This is a genomic window from Brucella tritici (genome assembly GCF_008932285.1).
In the GTDB taxonomy this organism is placed as follows: Bacteria; Pseudomonadota; Alphaproteobacteria; order Rhizobiales; family Rhizobiaceae; genus Brucella; species Brucella tritici.
Window position 1 is genome coordinate 885,514 of sequence record NZ_WBVY01000002.1, and the last position, 16,324, is coordinate 901,837.

Genomic DNA, 16,324 nt, shown 5'->3' on the forward strand with positions numbered 1-16,324 from the left:
TGCTGCACATGAGCACCACGGCACATCCCGACACAATCCTAATCATCGACTTTGGCAGCCAGGTTACGCAGCTGATTGCGCGTCGCGTACGCGAAGCCAACGTCTATTGTGAAATCGTCCCTTTCCAGTCTGCGGAAGAGGCTTTCAAGCGGCTGAAGCCGAAAGGTGTTATCCTTTCAGGCAGCCCTCATTCGACGACTGATATCGGGTCGCCGCGTGCGCCTCAGGCCGTTTTCGAAGAAGGCATTCCGGTCCTCGGCATCTGCTATGGCGAACAGACGATGTGCGCCCAGCTGGGTGGCAAGGTGGAAAGTGGCCATGATCGCGAATTCGGTCGTGCTTTCCTGGATGTGCAGGAAGATAGCCCTCTCTTCGAAGGCATATGGGCAAAGGGCACCCGCCATCAGGTATGGATGAGCCATGGCGACCGCGTTACATCGCTGCCCGATGGTTTTACCATTATCGGTACTTCGCCAAACGCACCTTTTGCAGTCATCGCTGATGAGAAGCGCAAATATTACGGCGTACAGTTCCACCCGGAAGTCGTGCATACACCGGATGGCGCCAAGCTGTTGCAGAATTTCGTTCATCGTATCGTCGGCGTAAAGCCGGGTTGGACGATGGGTGCCTATCGCGAGCAGGCTGTCGAGGCAATTCGTAAACAGGTCGGTAGTGGCAAGGTTATCTGCGCGCTTTCCGGCGGCGTGGATTCGTCCGTTGCGGCGCTTCTGGCGCATGAAGCTATTGGCGATCAGCTGACCTGCATTCTCGTTGACCACGGGCTGATGCGCAAGAACGAAGCTCAGCAGGTCGTCGAAATGTTCCGCGAACATTACAACCTGCCACTCATTCTCGTTGATGCTGCTGATCGTTTTATCGGTGAGCTGGAAGGTGAAACCGATCCTGAAAAGAAGCGTAAAACGATTGGCCGCCTCTTTATCGAAGTGTTCGAGGAAGAAGCCAAGAAGCTGGGCGGTGCGGATTTCCTCGTGCAGGGCACACTTTATCCAGACGTGATCGAAAGCGTCTCGTTTACCGGTGGTCCTTCGGTCACGATCAAGTCGCACCACAATGTTGGTGGTTTGCCGGAGCGCATGAAGATGCAGCTCGTTGAACCATTGCGTGAACTGTTCAAGGACGAAGTACGCCTGCTCGGCAAGGAACTCGGCCTGCCGGACAGCTTCATCGGTCGTCATCCGTTCCCAGGACCGGGTCTTGCGATCCGCTGTCCGGGCGGTATTACGCGCGAGAAACTGGAAATCCTGCGCGAAGCCGACGCCATCTACTTGGACGAAATCCGCAAGGCTGGCCTATACGATGCCATCTGGCAGGCTTTCGCCGTTCTGTTGCCGGTTCAGACCGTAGGCGTGATGGGCGACGGTCGTACCTATGAATTCGTCTGTGCGCTGCGCGCCGTGACTTCGGTGGACGGTATGACGGCCGATTTCTACCACTACGACATGAACTTCCTTGGCAATGCGGCAACCCGCATCATCAATGAGGTCCGTGGCATCAATCGTGTTGTCTATGATGTGACTTCAAAGCCGCCCGGCACGATCGAGTGGGAATGATTTGGCGTCTGCCTGTTACCCAAATCTGATCTAAACTGCTCAAAACTCCTCCGATTTATGCTCGTCAGTTCTTGCTGGCGGGCATATCGTTTTTATAGCTAGCGCTGGTCGCTCCTGATCAGAACGAAACGTCGGCCTGATTAAAAACTAGGCCGTGCACTCATAAATCGGCTAGCTATTTGAATGGATTAGTTATTCAAAGGCCTCGGATTTGGAGGTCTTTGATGTCACGTCGCCGCTATGAACTCACAGAACGAGAATGGTCGATTATTGCACCGCTGTTGCCGAGCAAACCTCGTGGCGTTCCACGGGTTGATGATCGCATGGTTCTCAACGGAATCCTGTGGCGCTTCCGCACCGGGTCATCATGGTCAGAAATCCCCGAACGCTATGGTATTGCAACGACCTGCTACAACCGTTTCGTTCGCTGGCGTCGTGCCGGTGTCTGGGATCGGCTTCTTGAGGCTGTCTCTGAGGCCTATGATGGCGACATCGTGATCATCGACAGCACCTGTGTTCGTGTTCACCAGCACGGAGCCACAGGAAAAAAAGGGATGCCGACGATGGTGGCATGGGACGTTCCCGTGGCGGCCTCACAAGCAAAATCCACGCGATTGTTGATGCGGAAGGCCGTCCGATCAATCTTTGCCTGACGGGTGGTCAGGCTGCTGGCTGCTCCCAGGCCGAGGGCCTCATTGAACGCATCAAAGCAGGCGGCACCCTGCTTGCGGACAAGGCCTATGATACCGATGCTATCCGGAAGACAACTGCAGAACGAAAAATCTGGGCCAATATTCCTCCCAAATCCAACCGTAAGGACGTCTTTGCGTTCTCGCCATGGGTATATCGCCAGAGAAACCTGGTCGAGCGCTTCTATAATCGCATCAAACACTATCGTGGCATCGCCACGCGTTACGACAAGAACCCGGACAATTTCCTCGCTGCTGTCAAACTGATCGCTGTCCGCATCTGGTGCACCAGTTTATGAGTCTACGCTCTAGCAGCGTTTCAAGCTTTGAACCGCATAGGGATTGAGAACAATCTCGGTAAATTGAGCGATGCTCACAGTTTGAGGCTGTGAAGTGATGTTCACCAACCAGAATTCTTGCTCTGTCGCAAAGGCTAGAACGTGATTGGGCCGCGACGAAACAAGCTGCTGCCATTTCTTTCCTGCCAGCCCGGCCAAAGCTTTTATCGTATTGAAGAGCGGGCGTTTTCCGCCTACGGGCGTTGGTTCGCCCTCATCTGCAATAAGCCCGAACGGACCAGTCAAGGCCGAAAGTGTCAGACGATCAAGGCCTGCATTTAGCACTGATATGGCATAGGCAAATGCGAAGCTTTCCGCGAATTTCCCATTATGGCGCGGATCGCGATTGGCCATGGCAATGCGCTTGCCATTCGGGTTTTCCATCGTCCTGCTGCCATAAGGGTTTTGGCGCATGGGGATGGTCGACGGTCCGATGCGATAGGGCTTGTCGCCGTAGATCGCGCGAACCGAACGGGTAATGAAAGGCAGCGCCTCCAGTGTTTGCATAACGCTCAGATCATCAGCGGCATGAACAATTGGATTGGTGCAATGGGTGACGAAATCAACCAGCTCGCCCGGAACGCGCTTGCGATTAAGTTCGGTGAAATAGCTCAGCATTCCGCCGCCAAGCTGCACATTCGGGAAGGCTGCTCTTGCTGCCGAATAAACATCATCGAGCGGAGGGCAGGGTGGCCATTCGCTGCCGGGCGGGGTCGACTGCCGATCTATAGCTGGTGAAACAATGATCGCATCCGGGGTAAAGCCAACCGCTTTCATGTCAGAAGCGATTGCTGTCGTCTCTTCGATGAGCGATCTCGCGCAAGGCAATGCAATTTCGAGCGAAGCGCGCCCGCTATGCTTCGCAGCCAAGGCTGCAAAATCCGCAAAGGTCGAACCTTTGTGCCCTGCCAGTGGATCGTAATGAAATAACAGATCCTGCGGGCCAATTTCCTGCAACAGATCAATTGCGGCAAGGCTTGCTTTGGCTTCTTCAGGTGTGATGATAACGCCTATATTCGGCATTCTGCCGATTGTGTCACCAAGCGTGATGCTCACCGGCTCCGCATACCGGGTGCTATTTGGTGTCGCCGAGCGCGTGTCGGAAATGTTGAGCACTATGCGCTGATGCTGGGGTTTGGTGGCTTCAATCTGGTAAGGCCATGGCAAAGCCAGCGGACGTACATAGGTCTTGTAAGATGCATCGGACCAGTTGCGCTGGTCTTCCATCTCAAACGTATCGCCTTCCATGCGGCATTCGGTCGTAACGCCAGGCATGGCCTCATGGGTGATCGCACGCATGTCTTTGAAAGGCTGCCATGGCTCGATCAGATCGGGCACGCGGGTCTTGTTGAGTGTACCGTCTACATGCTCGACGCTCACCGGTGCGCCTGCCACGCCGACGATTGGATGCAGGATGCAAAAGCCGCACCGGTTGGTTTCAAAGCCTGTCGCTGTATTCGCTACGGCGTCGAAAGTGAGCGTGCCGCCACTCTCTGCCTGAATGCGGACATCAATGGTGAGTTGGGTCGCATCTGGGCCTTCGCAACGTGCCTGATAGGTGACCATGAAACTGCTGTCGTTTTGCTCGACGTTCAGATCATGGATTTCCGGGTTATAGGTTCCCCAGTCTCGATCCCGCACGAGATAGGAGACCGCGCGCAAAACTTCGACGCCGTCATAAGTGATGGTGCGAAGATTGCCGTCGCTTAAATCCAGGCCAAGCAAGCCCGCTTTCAAATGCGTCGGCTGAGCTTCGGCTTCACACGTTCCATAGAGCAGGAAAGGATCGGCGTTGCTCATTTGAGCAACGCCGTAATGTCGACGCGATTGCCGCTTGCGGCACTGTCATAGGCGGCTTCGACAAGCGCGAAAGTCTTGAGATTATCCGCACCCGATGTCGAGGTTTCTTCGCGAGTTTCCAGCTTGTCCACCCAATGCTGCTGAATGGCAAAAACGCTTTCCTGAATATTGTGCCACGGACGTGAGGCCCACGCGAGCAGTTTTGGCGAAACGTCGGAAACCGTAGTGCCGTTGGGCGTAATCACTTCAAGGCGATAATCCTGATAAAGCCGGATCGAGCCTTCGGTGCCATCAATTTCGATGAGCGTTTCCGGGAAAGGATCGGTTTCGAGCTTGGTGGCATAGCTCACGTCAACAATGGAAGCAGCGCCATTTTCATGATCCATAAGAATGGTTGCTACATCTTCACCCTTGATCTTCGGGTTCACACGCTTTGTGCGAGCAACAAGGCTGGTCACATCGCCCAGAACGAAGCGTGCAATATCAAGCGTATGAATGCCTAAATCTTCGATGATGAAGCGTTCGCCTTCTGCAAGATATGGCTGGCCGGAAAACACGTCGAAGCCTGAGCGAAACGAGAAACGTCCCCAGAACGGCGTGCCGATGACGCCACTATCGAGTGCCTTGCGCACCGCCTGAATAGGCGTCTGCCAGCGGAAGTTTTCATGCACCATGAGCGGAATGCCTGCTTCATCGCAAACCTTCACCATGGCCTTCGCATCATCAAGCGTTTTGGCAAAAGGCTTCTGGCAGATTGCTGGCACCTTATGGGCGGCAGCAAGTTCTACCAGAGCACGATGGCTTGAAACCGTGGTGGCGATATCGACAAAGTTGATGCCGCCATCTGCAAACAGCGCCTCAGCATCTGTGTAGCGTCGTTCGATGCCGAACTGGTCGCCGACAATCTTCAACCGCTCAGGATCGCGGTCGCAGATCGCCACAATTTTGGCACCCGAAACGTCGTTCCATGCGTGCATCTGATTGATTGCGAAGAAACCACAACCGATGAGAGCGCCATTCAAGTCTGCCATTTTTATCCTGCTTTTGCCATTTGCATGAGTGTAACGCGCTGCTGGAGGCGGCGCTGTGCCTGATCAACTACCACGGCGATGATGATGACAAGGCCCTTGATGACCATCTGCCAGAAGGACGATACGCCCATCATGACCAGACCGTCGGAGAGAATACCGATGACGAATGCACCGATGATTGTGCCGCCAATGGTGCCGCGTCCGCCTGACATTGAAGTGCCACCAAGAACGGCTGCTGCGATGGCGTTTAGCTCGAACGAGTTGCCGGTTGCCGGGTGCGACGACATCAGTTCAGACGAGATGATAAGCCCGGCAATCGCGGCACAGAAGCCCGAAAACATGTAAACGAACATCTTTACGCGGTCGACGCGGATACCCGACATGCGTGCCGCACGTTCATTGCCGCCGACTGCGAAAATCTGGCGACCAAGCGGCGTGTATCGCGCGATATAGGCTGCGGCCAATGCGACGACGATCAGAATCCAGATCGAGACCGGAAGACCGAGAATGCTGCCTGATCCGAGGAAGGCGAAGCCGGTTGTGCCCAGATCTTCGCGGCCTACAAGGTTCGGGAAGGTCTGGCCGTCCGAGGACAGAAGTGCCAGGCCACGCGCTACATAAAGCGTGCCGAGTGTCGCGATGAAGGGCGCGACATTCAGTTTGGTTATCAATAGCCCGTTTATGAAGCCGACTGCGACACCAACGGCCAATGTGATCAGCGAAATTTCGATGATGTTGAAATAGATCGTGTAGCCGATGCCAAGATCAATCCCGTAGATCAGAAGACCGCCGGCAACCATGCCGCAAAGCCCGACAATGGAGCCGACGGAAAGGTCGATGCCGCCTGTGATGATGACGAAGGTCATGCCCATTGCAAGAAATGCATTAAGCGCAACGTGCTTCGACATCAGGATCAGGTTGGCGGCTGAAAGGAAGTTTGGTGCTGCGAACGAGAAGAAGATGAACACCGCGAAAAGCGCGATGAAGGTTCTCAGTTTCATCAGCGTCAGCAGGGCCGAGCCGCTGTTAAAGGTTGAGTCAGTGGCGGCCGTCGTCGTGTTGGCTGTCATGACGCGCGTTCCCTTGTTTGTTTGTTGTGGTCGTTGTCATGTGTATGCCCGTGGCCCTTGGCCGAAGCGGCAACAATGTCGGCTTCCGTCGCTTTATCGCGGTCGAATATGGCAATCAGCTTCCCATTGCTGAGCACCGCGATGCGATCGGAGAGCGCCATGACTTCTTCCAGATCAGAGGTTGAAAAAAGAATGGATAGACCTTCGGCAGCAAGCCTGCGCATGGTGCGGAAGACATCGGCCTTCGCACCCACATCGATGCCGCGCGATGGCTCATCCATCAGAAGAACTTTCGGATTGGTCATCAGCGCCTTGCCGATGACGACCTTTTGCTGATTGCCGCCTGACATCGAAGTGACTTCGAATTCGGGGTTTGGTGCCTTGATCGAAAGGTCTTTGATCGCCTGTTGAATGGCCTGTTTTTCACGCTTTGGCGTGATGTGGAAGACGCGAGCCAGACGGTCGAGACTTGCCAGTGTCAGATTGCTGGCAATCGACAAGATCTGCACCAGACCTTCGCGCTGACGATCTTCCGGTATGAGGGCAAGGCCGCGCCGGATGCGACGGGTCGTATCGCGCTCTTTCACTTCCTCGCCATCGATATAGATATGGCCGGTGGAGTGCCCATGCTGGCCCATCACACACTCGAAAAACTCGGAACGTCCCGCGCCCATAAGGCCGTAAATGCCCAGAACTTCGCCCGCGCGCACGGTCAGGGAGACATCATCAACTGCAAGCCCGCCGGTTGCCCGGGGCAGGGTGATGTTTTCAGCACGAAACCGTTCGGCGCCAATCTTGTGGGTAACAGGCTTGGCAAAATCCTTGGCATCGGAGCCGATCATCGAACGCACGATCCATTGCGTATCGATATTTTTGATCTCTTCCTGGCCGGTGATTTTTCCGTCGCGCAGAACCGTGATGTAATCGCCAATTCGCATCAGTTCTTCGAGACGATGCGAAATATAGACGATTGCCACGCCCTTCTTTTTCAGCTCGGCGATCACCTTGAACAGAATGTCGACTTCGGCGGCAGAAAGGGCCGATGTTGGTTCATCCATGATGACGATGCGTGCATCGAGCGAAATGGCCTTGGCGATTTCGACAAGCTGCTGCTGATCGATCGGCAGATCGGCGACAAGCGTAGTTGCACAGATGCCTGCGTCAAGGCGGTCGAGATATTCATTGGCCTTGACGACCTGCGCCTTGTGATCAATACCACGCAAACCGCGTGTGATCTCGCGTGTGGCAAAGATATTCTCGGCCACCGTCATGTTTGAAAACAGGTTCAGTTCCTGAAAGATCATCGCAATGCCGCGCTTCTGCGCGTCGGCAGGGCTGTCGAATGACACTTCCTCGCCATCGAGAATAATCTTCCCCATGGTCGGACGCTCAACGCCCGCGATGATCTTCATCAGCGTTGACTTGCCAGCACCGTTTTCGCCGACAAGCACATTGACCGAACCACGGCGCAATTCAAGATTGGCGCGCTTGACCGCGACAATGCCTGAATAGACCTTGGAAACATCCTCAAGCTTGAGGACGATATCGTTTTTCTCGTTCAACTCCGTCTCCATGGCTTATTTCCCCAGAGAGATGGAAACAGGCGTCACAAGAGGAAGCTGGCCCTTCGATGGCAACGGGAAAGCACCTTCGGCCTTCACCTTCATGCCAATGAGTTCTTCGCGTGGCAGCTTGGACAATACGTCATCGTTGACGCGGGCGTTGAACGCCTTGCCAAATTGCGCCCAGTCGATCTGATTGCGGAACTCGTTGAAGTTCACAAAGGAGAGGCTGTCGCGGATTGCGCTGCCGCGAACCGTCGGCCCGATCTGCACGCGTGCATCGGCCTTGCCATCGCCATTGTTGTCGACATCGACATAGGCTGCACGCGACTTCGTTTCAGCGGCGACCACTGTACCTTCAAGCCTAGCTGCAAAGGTCCAGGGGGCATTGCCCTGCTTTTCGCGATGACCGTATTTCGCTCCAGCGGCATCCACATCTGTATTTGCAGCCTGCATCACTTCATCGAGCGTTGCAGTTTTCTCGGCAAAAAACGGCTTAACTTTTGAATCCCATATGTCGGCAACCGAACGATCGGGATTGAAATTATCGCCGCGTGCTTCTGCGGCTTCTTCTGCTGTCGGCGTCTTGATGATTTTGCAGCCCGAAAGCGCGACGCCGCAGGCCAGCAGGATAATGGAAGCTGACTTCAGCACTGACATGAATTTATCCTCGGTATTAGGAGCATTTCGGGAGCGCTAACATTTGTCGGCGCTCCCGATGTCGCAAGCCTTGGGAGTTAGTCCTTCAAAGCGAAAGTTTCGAGCTTGTCTGCATTGTCAGGATTGATAAGGACGCAGTCCATCAGCTGCTTTTCTTCAGCAGGGCCCTTACCGGTCTTGATGAATTCGTCAGCCTGAACGACAGCCATCTGTGCCTGAGCATAGGCAGGCTGAAGAACCGTTGCCTTGATGCCACCGGCCTTGATGGAGTCGCGGACATCGTTGGAGCCGTCGAAGCCGACAACGATAACGTCCTTGCGACCTGCGGCTTCAAGCGCTGCCCACGCGCCCATGGCCATGGTGTCATTGCCGGAAATCACGCCCTTAATGTCGGGATTTGCCTGCAAAATGCTCTGCATCTTGGAGAAGGCTTCAGTCTGGCTCCAGTTGGCCGACTGCTGCGCAACCATTTTCATGTCTGGATATTCATCGATGACGTCGTGATAGCCCTTGGAGCGGGTGCCAGCGTTGAGGTCGGATTCGCGGCCGAGCAGCTCGACATAATTGCCAGCTTCGCCCATTAGCTTCACGAATTCTTCCGCACCGAGCTGTGCGCCCTGATAGTTGTTGGAAACAATCTGCGACACTGCAACGCCTGAGGCATTGATTTCACGGTCGATCAGGAATGAAGGGACTTTGGCATCCTTGGCCTTCTGAACGGCGGCAATCGATGCTTCCGAGCCAGCATTGTCGAGGATGATTGCCTTTGCGCCACGACCGATGGCCGTATCGACAAGCTGCGACTGCTTGGTTGGATCGTCGTCATGCTGAAGGATCAGTGTTTCGTAGCCAAGTTCCTTGGCTTTGGCTTCGGCGCCCACGGCTTCGGCTTTGTAGAATGGATTGTCGTGCGACGGCGTGATGATTGCGATCAGATCAGCGGCCCATGCTGGCATGACAACACCGCCTGCCAATGTTGCCGAGACGGCTGCAATCGCAAAACCGCGCGCAATTGTCCTGCGTGTAAACTTCATTATTTCCTCCCAAATCAAGCCCCGTTTCCCAAGAGGCGGTAAAAAAGGGGAAGGCGCATTACGCCCTCCCGGATAACGTCACGTAATGCGACGGATGCTTTCTGCGATTTCTTCCGGTTCGAAAACGTTTTTCCAGTCGTCGCGCATCAGCGCAGGAATGCCGAATTCGATTGCCTTGTTGCAGGCATCGGAGAATACGCCCTGGACTTCGCCAAAGATGACGGCGCCGAGAACATTCATGTGGCCGAGCAGGAAGTCGCGTGCTGCTTCTTCAGGAACGCCGCGACGAACGGTTTCATCCATGGCCTGCTTCATGACAACGAGAAGCGAAGCTGCAACGGTTTCCGAGAGGCCCGGCTCGAGAATTGCGAGCTGCTCAACGGTTACGCGATGCGAGCGCATCACTGGTGCCCAGATGACCTTGGCGATTTCTTCGCCCAGTGCATAAGCTTCTTCCGGTCCCTGCATCAGAGCCGAAACGATGTGCTGCTTTGCAAACAGACCGCCGAAGTGGTCCTTCTTTGCTTGCATATCCGTTTCGTCGTTGAAGATCGGCGGATGGCAAGGATGGGTCACGAAATAGGTGAGGTCTGCACGTTCTGGCAGATGGCCAGCAAATGGTGCAGCTGCGTCGAGCGCAACAACCATCGTGCCCGGCTTCAACTCGTCAACGATACCAGCGGCAACCTTACCGATGATGGTGTCCGGTACAGCCAGAATGACGACATCAGCACCTTCAAGACCTGTATCCGCATCGAGAGTGTCGATGCCGAGGTCGCTCTTCAGGCGTGCCTTGCCTGCGTCGCTGACTTCGATGTGACGGACGTCGAAGCGCGAACCTTGAAGGTTCTTGGCCAGACGGTAGCCCATCTTGCCGCCCGCCCCGAACAAAGCGATTGCTGTCATGATTAATACTTCCTTCCCATATTTTTGGTAGCGTAACTGGTATAACCAGTCAATGAGTATTCCAGACTAGGTGAGGGTTCCATCGCGAATCTGACTGAAATAATGGTCTGAGCCGACCTGACCGCCCTTGAGAGCGATCTGAAGACCGTTGGTGGCGACGTGTGAGCCGTGTGCCGTGCAAAGCGGCGAGCCTGGTGTTTGCGGAAGCGGCAAAAGTGTAGTGAGTGCCTCGACATGCAGTTCACGCAATGCGTGGCTAGAAGTGTCGCCGCCCGCAATAACTGCGCGGGTAAGCCGTTCGCGTTCGACAAGGCTGTGGAGGATGAAGCCGAGGCTACGTGCCAGTTTGTGGCGGCTGCCGGTGATCTTATCGATTTCGGTGCCGCGATCAGCTGAAGGGCCAAGCGCAGTGTTGAGGATCACGCTGTTGCCGTGTTTGAGCGCCTTCTGGCCTTCAGCAATGGCAGTTTCGATTGCCTGATTACCGTTTTCGCCGAGAAGATCGAGCGGATTGAGATCAATGCCGATAAAGCCTGATGCTGTCGCATGACGGATCTGGCGTTCTGTCGTTGGCGAGACACTGCCAGAAACGACCGCGAGACGGTCAGCCTTGCCGGGAAGCGGAAACCCTTTTTTCGCGCCGATCAGTCCGGCCTTGGTCCAAGCAGCGAGAAGCGCATATTCAACACCGGACGAGCCGGCAACGAACCAGCCCATATCAGGGCGCAGACGCCAAAGCTGTTGGCCTGCCTGCAGCTGGCTTTCATGGCTGTCGACGTCGAACAGCAACATGCCGTCCGCATTTTTGGCAATGGCGTTTACGCGAAAATCTGCATCTGGGGCTGAAAGTGTTGCGAGATCAGCAAGAACAGCTTTAAGCACGGTCTGCTTAGCCAAATGCTCGCGCAGGTCCGCTTCGTGCATTGGCGTGACGGGATGGCGGCTCATGACCGGATGGCGGTCAATACGATAGACCTCGCCCTGATAGGCGGCAAAGAGATTGCCGAAAGTGGTATAACGCTTGAGCTGCGGTGCGCCGACAATCAGTGGCACATAGGCTTGATTGAAGATCGCTTTGCCGATTTCAATGGCTTTGCCGATATTGCCGACATGAGGTGCGGAATCGAATGTCGAGCAGACTTTGTAATGCGCAATCGCAGCATTCAGGCTTTTGAGCCAGTTGAACGCAGGCGTAAGATTTTCCTGCATCCATTCCGGCGTTTCACTGCGGCTGGTGCCTGCAAGACCGATAGCCTTGCAGTGCGAAAAGCGCGACAGAAGCTTTTCATCGGGCACATTCATGAACAGCACAGTGTCAACACCGTTGGAAGCCATGGCTTCCATAACATCGGTAGAGCCGGTGAGGTCGTCGCCGTAATAAGACAGAAGCAATTCGTTGGAAGCTTGTGTCATCTACTCACCTACTGTCCCGAATTTTGCGAGCGAAGCTGCAAGTTCAGGATGGTCTGCTGCATAAGCTTCAACCGGGGTGCCCGCGACTGCGGCTTCCCAAGCCTGCTGTACAGCGCGGACACCAGCGGCCGGGCCGCCCGGATGGCTGACAATGCCGCCACCACACAGATAAAGCAGGTCTGTCGTGCGCCCTGTGCGCTCATAGGTTTCAGGTGCCTGTCCGCCCCACTGGCCAGAACCAGCAACAGGAAGTGGGCAATCTGATAGGTCGAACAGTGGCGTGCTGACAGCCTTGAACGAATTGACGAAGCTTTCGTCCGGCTCCCAATATTTCACGCGGATGCCGTTGATCTGGAACTGATCGACACCGAGCAGGCGCCAGAACTGCTGATAAACACGAAAATCCATGCCTGCGCCCGGATTGCGGGTCAGAATATCCCAGCCATTACGATGTGCGTGCAGAACAAGGCCGGAGCGCTTGCGCAGGAAGCTCATGCCGCCAAAGCCGACCGAATTGATGTTGACCACAGCGCAATTGCCGCCAGCCTTCAGCACCATGTCATGGTTGCGCATCATCTCGTCAGGATCGGCGTGCGAAATACCGAAAGCATACATGACCTTTTTGCCGGTCTTCTGCTCATGATTGAGAATAAGCGGCATGATAGCGGCGATGCGCTCTTTGAGCGGCGAATAGGCCGGGCTCATCAGCTTTTCATCATCCTTGATGAAATCGACGCCGGATTCAATCAATTCGCCAACGAGTTCTGCTGTTTCATGCGGACGGAGACCTAGCGCGGGCTTCACGATGGTGCCAATGATAGGACGCTTTTCAACGCCTGTCAGACGACGGCTGCCGGCAATGCCGAACTGCGGGCCGGGATGGGCTGTGTGGAAAGCTTCCGGCAGTTTCATATCGACCACGCGGATGCCGGTCATGCCCTTGATCGAGTAAACACCGCCAACGGCAATCGTCATCAGTGCTGCAAGATCGGTACCGATTGCATCAAGCGGAAAAGCAATATCGACATCGGCGCGCTTGATCGGGCCGTGGCCGGGCTCAAGCTCCGGCCATGCAGGGGCTGTTGCGTCTCCAAGTGGACGAATTTCGAGCACGCGTGCTGCAACGCGGGCCTTGAGTTCCTCTGTCTCGCCGGGGAGGGCGACAAAAGTGCCAGTCGACTGATCGCTCGCAATTTTGGCTGCCATCTGTTCGATGCTGCCGGTAGTCTCAATGCGATAGGTCAGGCTGATGTACATGGTAATTACCGGAACGGACATTGGTTCGTTGCCAGTCGTAATCGTCTGGCGTATACGGAGTAACTGGTATAATGAGTATTCCATTATGGCAAGTGAAAAATTGTGAGACGCTTCGACTGCTGTGGGCAAATAGCTTTTCTCCACGCATTCGAAGATGCATAAGAGGGAAAAGCGCGTGAGGGGTGAGATGTAATGAACCAGCCAATCGAACCTATTGTTCGTCGCAAATTGTCCGATGAAGTTTTTGACCGGCTCGAAAACATGATCACCTCCGGCGAATTGGAGCCGGGAGACGAAATGCCGTCGGAGCGAGTCTTGATGGAGCGTTTCGGTGTTGGGCGCCCTGCAATTCGTGAGGCAATGCAGTCGCTTGCCAAAATGGGGCTGGTCAGTATTTCGCACGGAGAACGTGCCAAGGTGCTGAAGCTAACGGCAAAGTCGATCTTTCAGCAGGTAGATCCGACTGCGAAGATCATGCTTGCGCAATCAATGGACACGCTGGAGGATTTGAAGAGTGCAAGAATTTTCTTCGAACGCGGTATTGTTCGCGAGACTGCGCAGAAGATAACGGAAAATGATATTGCGGAACTGCGAGAGATCATCGAACGGCAGCGGGAATCGCTCGGTGACGCGGATGCATTTATCGCTGCCGATATGGAGTTTCATGTCCGGATAGCCAGAATTGCCGGTAATCCGATATTGGTTGCAGTGAGCGAGGCCATGTTGGCCTGGCTGCAAGAGTATCATACTCATATGCTTATCTGGACGGGTAAGGAGAAGTATACCCTCGTTGAGCATGAGGAGATATTGGATTGCCTGTCCGGTAAGGATGCAGACCGCGCCGAAGCTGCCATGCTCCGTCATCTCGAGCGGTCGCGTACACTTTACAAAAAGGAATAGAGCCTTCGCGAAAAGGTCATTGTCGTTTCATCAGGCGGTACACCAGAAGCGAGGAGACGATGGCGACGGTTGCGGAAACCAGCAGCGCAACTGAGAAACCGGCGGAATAACCCCGCATGGCAAGTTCAGATGCGACAGTTCTGGCTGACGGTGCCACCATGTAAAGCGCATTGGGCAGGTCGCCTGCCACTATCGCATCGGCAAAATCTTCGCTGCATGTCGAATCGCTGCAATCCGTTTGAATTAGATGAGTTCGGACAGCACTTGCTAACACACCGCTCAAGACCGCGAAGCCGAGCAAAATGCCAGTAAACCGAGCGGTTGTGCTGATGCCAGATGCCATCCCGGCCCGTTCGCGCGAAACCGTGCTCATAATCGCCTTCTGGGTCTCACCGTTCAGCAGGCCGCCACCGCTCCCGATCAGAAACATGCCGCACATTACGATAGACCAGTTTCCAGAATGTGCGCCGAGGCTTGTCACAAGACTGCCGACGCCCACGATCATGAGGCCGAGGGCAAGAATTTCTCGCGATGATACTTTCTTCCCGAGAAAGCGCCCGACATTGGGGAAGATCAACATTGCGCTTGCAAATGGAAGCATGGCTAAACCAGCTTGCAATGGTGGTTGACCAAAGCCGTTCTGAAGGAACAGTGGCAGCATGGATGCCATCACCTGCGCGCAGGCGGCATAGGTGAACATCGCCCAGACACCCCCGATGAAGCGGGGATTGCGAAACAGGCCGAGATCGAGCATCGGGCGCTGTTGGGCAGTTTCGGCGATAAGAAAAATCACCAACCCGGCAACGCCGCTGACAAAACCTGTCACAGCGATTGGAGATGTCCAGCCATGTGCCTGCCCATTGATGAGCCCCCATGTTAATGCAAACATGGTCGCCGCAAAGGAAATGATCCCGATAGGATCGAGACGTCGCGCATTTTCATCATTTGAATCCGTGACGAAACGCAGTGTAGCAAGTGCCAGAACAATGCTGATGGGTATGTTTATGTAGAATGCCCATCGCCAGCCAAGCGCATGGGCAATGATGCCGCCGATAACTGGCGACAGGACCATGGTCAGGCCCATGATACCACCCCAGATTGACCATGCACGGTTACGTTCGTCTTCGGTATGGAACGTATGGCCAATGATTGCGAGCGCGGGTGCGAGCTGAAAGGCCGCGCTTGCGCCTTGCAATGCACGGGCGAGATAAAGTGTACTGGCAGAATTCGCCACACCGCAAAGCCAGGACGACAATGCGAACGCGCCAATTCCGATCAGGAAAACAGTGCGGCGTCCGAACCTATCGGCCAGGGCGCCGGCTGGTAAGAGGAGTGATGCAAAACAAAGAACATAAGTGCTGATAACCCACTCGACATCCGCAAAACTTGCTGAAAATTCACGTGAAATAGTCGGTAGGACCATCGCGACAACATTCGTGTCCAGCACGGTCATCGCGCAACCGGTTGAGGCTGTCAGCAAAATGAAAGTTGAATTGATAACGCGCGGCGCGGATGCAAGAGCTGTCGTCATTTTGTTGTCAGCGCTGCCGCACCAGCCTTCGCGATCTGCTGGTCATGATCTGGTGTATCGGCTGATACACCGATAGCCCCGACCATTGTGCCATTCACGGTGATGGGAACTCCGCCGCGCATAAGCACGAAGCCGCGCGCGGTGATAGCGGCAGGGCGTGCCCCATTAATAGCGTCTTCGAGAACGCTGCTTTCCCGACGGAAAAGAGCGGCTGTGCGAGCTTTGCCGGGTGCAAGCTCGATACCAGCAGGTACTGACGCGTTGTCCATACGTACAGTGAGAATCGGCAGCCCTTCAGCATCTACGACAGAGATCACGCAGGGCCAGCCCTTCGCTGTTGCTTCCTTTTCGGCAGCGGCCACAACAGAGCGTGCCGCTTCAAGGGTTAGATAGGGTTTGGTAGGTAGCTCCAATGCTGATGCCGGGCTGGCGAGAACTATCGTTGCGATCATCGAGACTATAACCGTGACAGGACGTGGAGGCATCAGGCTTTCCTTCATAGCTATTGAGTTGCCAGTAAACAGGATGTTTGAATTTCTTTTATTCGCGGTGTTTTGAAATA

14 protein-coding genes are annotated in these 16,324 nt (G+C 54.9%); 3 read left to right on the top strand and 11 right to left on the bottom strand.

Annotated elements, in window-relative coordinates; genetic code table 11:
* Window positions 1–8: 8 nt before the first annotated feature.
* Window positions 9–1,571, top strand: coding sequence for a glutamine-hydrolyzing GMP synthase (gene guaA / locus F9K94_RS09460; RefSeq protein ID WP_061346861.1), 1,563 nt, complete (start codon window positions 9–11; stop codon window positions 1,569–1,571).
* Window positions 1,572–1,795: 224 nt separating this feature from the next.
* Window positions 1,796–2,559 (top strand): IS5 family transposase gene (locus F9K94_RS09465; RefSeq protein WP_151645182.1). Its coding sequence is split into 2 segments (ribosomal slippage): window positions 1,796–2,123 and window positions 2,123–2,559, totalling 765 coding nucleotides; the frame shifts between segments, so codons are not numbered across the junction.
* A 9-nt stretch (window positions 2,560–2,568) separates the two neighbouring features.
* On the opposite strand, the gene apnL is transcribed toward F9K94_RS09465, so the two are convergent.
* The 9 genes from apnL to oiaX form a co-directional block, all read right to left on the bottom strand.
* Window positions 2,569–4,398 carry a D-apionate lactonase gene (apnL, locus tag F9K94_RS09470; RefSeq protein ID WP_151645184.1) on the bottom strand — a complete coding sequence of 610 codons (1,830 nt, stop codon included), beginning with the start codon at window positions 4,396–4,398 and terminating at the stop codon, window positions 2,569–2,571.
* Entirely contained in the window at window positions 4,395–5,429 is a 1,035-nt protein-coding gene (locus F9K94_RS09475) for a Gfo/Idh/MocA family protein (protein WP_151645186.1), read from the bottom strand. The genes apnL and F9K94_RS09475 overlap by 4 nt, the downstream gene beginning before the upstream one ends.
* A gap of 2 nt (window positions 5,430–5,431) precedes the next feature.
* Window positions 5,432–6,499: an ABC transporter permease gene (locus F9K94_RS09480; protein ID WP_010661025.1), complete on the bottom strand. Its 1,068-nt coding sequence runs from the start codon at window positions 6,497–6,499 to the stop codon at window positions 5,432–5,434.
* Window positions 6,496–8,073, bottom strand: a complete 1,578-nt coding sequence (locus tag F9K94_RS09485; protein ID WP_151645188.1) for a sugar ABC transporter ATP-binding protein — start codon at window positions 8,071–8,073, stop codon at window positions 6,496–6,498. Before F9K94_RS09485 ends, F9K94_RS09480 begins: the two co-directional genes overlap by 4 nt.
* Window positions 8,074–8,076: 3 nt before the next feature.
* Window positions 8,077–8,721, bottom strand: a complete 645-nt coding sequence (locus F9K94_RS09490; protein WP_029927946.1) for a DUF2291 family protein — start codon at window positions 8,719–8,721, stop codon at window positions 8,077–8,079.
* Window positions 8,722–8,798: 77 nt separating this feature from the next.
* On the bottom strand, window positions 8,799–9,755 hold the full coding sequence (locus F9K94_RS09495) for a D-ribose ABC transporter substrate-binding protein (RefSeq protein WP_029927944.1): 957 nt from the start codon (window positions 9,753–9,755) through the stop codon (window positions 8,799–8,801).
* A 78-nt stretch (window positions 9,756–9,833) separates the two neighbouring features.
* Window positions 9,834–10,661 carry a phosphogluconate dehydrogenase C-terminal domain-containing protein gene (locus F9K94_RS09500; RefSeq protein WP_151645190.1) on the bottom strand — a complete coding sequence of 276 codons (828 nt, stop codon included), beginning with the start codon at window positions 10,659–10,661 and terminating at the stop codon, window positions 9,834–9,836.
* 66 nt (window positions 10,662–10,727) lie between these two features.
* Window positions 10,728–12,074, bottom strand: a complete 1,347-nt coding sequence (locus tag F9K94_RS09505; RefSeq protein ID WP_151645192.1) for a four-carbon acid sugar kinase family protein — start codon at window positions 12,072–12,074, stop codon at window positions 10,728–10,730.
* The gene (oiaX, locus tag F9K94_RS09510; protein ID WP_151645362.1) at window positions 12,075–13,331 is read right to left on the bottom strand and encodes a 3-oxo-isoapionate-4-phosphate decarboxylase OiaX; all 1,257 of its coding nucleotides are present in this window, start codon (window positions 13,329–13,331) and stop codon (window positions 12,075–12,077) included.
* 192 nt (window positions 13,332–13,523) lie between these two features.
* Between oiaX and F9K94_RS09515 the strand changes: the two genes are divergently transcribed.
* Window positions 13,524–14,231: a transcriptional regulator NanR gene (locus F9K94_RS09515; RefSeq protein WP_151645194.1), complete on the top strand. Its 708-nt coding sequence runs from the start codon at window positions 13,524–13,526 to the stop codon at window positions 14,229–14,231.
* Window positions 14,232–14,247: 16 nt separating this feature from the next.
* Here the strand turns inward: F9K94_RS09515 and F9K94_RS09520 are convergent, their stop codons facing one another.
* A complete protein-coding gene (locus F9K94_RS09520; RefSeq protein WP_151645195.1) occupies window positions 14,248–15,762 on the bottom strand; it encodes an MFS transporter in 1,515 nt (504 codons plus the stop codon).
* Window positions 15,759–16,247 (bottom strand): GlcG/HbpS family heme-binding protein, encoded by a 489-nt coding sequence (locus F9K94_RS09525; protein WP_151645197.1) that lies wholly within the window; start codon window positions 16,245–16,247, stop codon window positions 15,759–15,761. Before F9K94_RS09525 ends, F9K94_RS09520 begins: the two co-directional genes overlap by 4 nt.
* Window positions 16,248–16,324: the final 77 nt, after the last annotated feature.

What these genes read in the sequence shown, in the direction of transcription:
- F9K94_RS09515 (WP_151645194.1), top strand. Translation starts at nt 13,524, where the DNA reads ATGAACCAGCCAATCGAACCTATTGTTCGTCGCAAATTGTCCGATGAA.
- F9K94_RS09480 (WP_010661025.1), bottom strand. Translation starts at nt 6,499, where the DNA reads ATGACAGCCAACACGACGACGGCCGCCACTGACTCAACCTTTAACAGC.
- apnL (WP_151645184.1), bottom strand. Translation starts at nt 4,398, where the DNA reads ATGAGCAACGCCGATCCTTTCCTGCTCTATGGAACGTGTGAAGCCGAA.
- oiaX (WP_151645362.1), bottom strand. Translation starts at nt 13,331, where the DNA reads ATGTACATCAGCCTGACCTATCGCATTGAGACTACCGGCAGCATCGAA.
- F9K94_RS09490 (WP_029927946.1), bottom strand. Translation starts at nt 8,721, where the DNA reads ATGTCAGTGCTGAAGTCAGCTTCCATTATCCTGCTGGCCTGCGGCGTC.
- F9K94_RS09525 (WP_151645197.1), bottom strand. Translation starts at nt 16,247, where the DNA reads ATGCCTCCACGTCCTGTCACGGTTATAGTCTCGATGATCGCAACGATA.
- F9K94_RS09500 (WP_151645190.1), bottom strand. Translation starts at nt 10,661, where the DNA reads ATGACAGCAATCGCTTTGTTCGGGGCGGGCGGCAAGATGGGCTACCGT.
- F9K94_RS09495 (WP_029927944.1), bottom strand. Translation starts at nt 9,755, where the DNA reads ATGAAGTTTACACGCAGGACAATTGCGCGCGGTTTTGCGATTGCAGCC.
- F9K94_RS09520 (WP_151645195.1), bottom strand. Translation starts at nt 15,762, where the DNA reads ATGACGACAGCTCTTGCATCCGCGCCGCGCGTTATCAATTCAACTTTC.
- guaA (WP_061346861.1), top strand. Translation starts at nt 9, where the DNA reads ATGAGCACCACGGCACATCCCGACACAATCCTAATCATCGACTTTGGC.
- F9K94_RS09505 (WP_151645192.1), bottom strand. Translation starts at nt 12,074, where the DNA reads ATGACACAAGCTTCCAACGAATTGCTTCTGTCTTATTACGGCGACGAC.
- F9K94_RS09485 (WP_151645188.1), bottom strand. Translation starts at nt 8,073, where the DNA reads ATGGAGACGGAGTTGAACGAGAAAAACGATATCGTCCTCAAGCTTGAG.
- F9K94_RS09475 (WP_151645186.1), bottom strand. Translation starts at nt 5,429, where the DNA reads ATGGCAGACTTGAATGGCGCTCTCATCGGTTGTGGTTTCTTCGCAATC.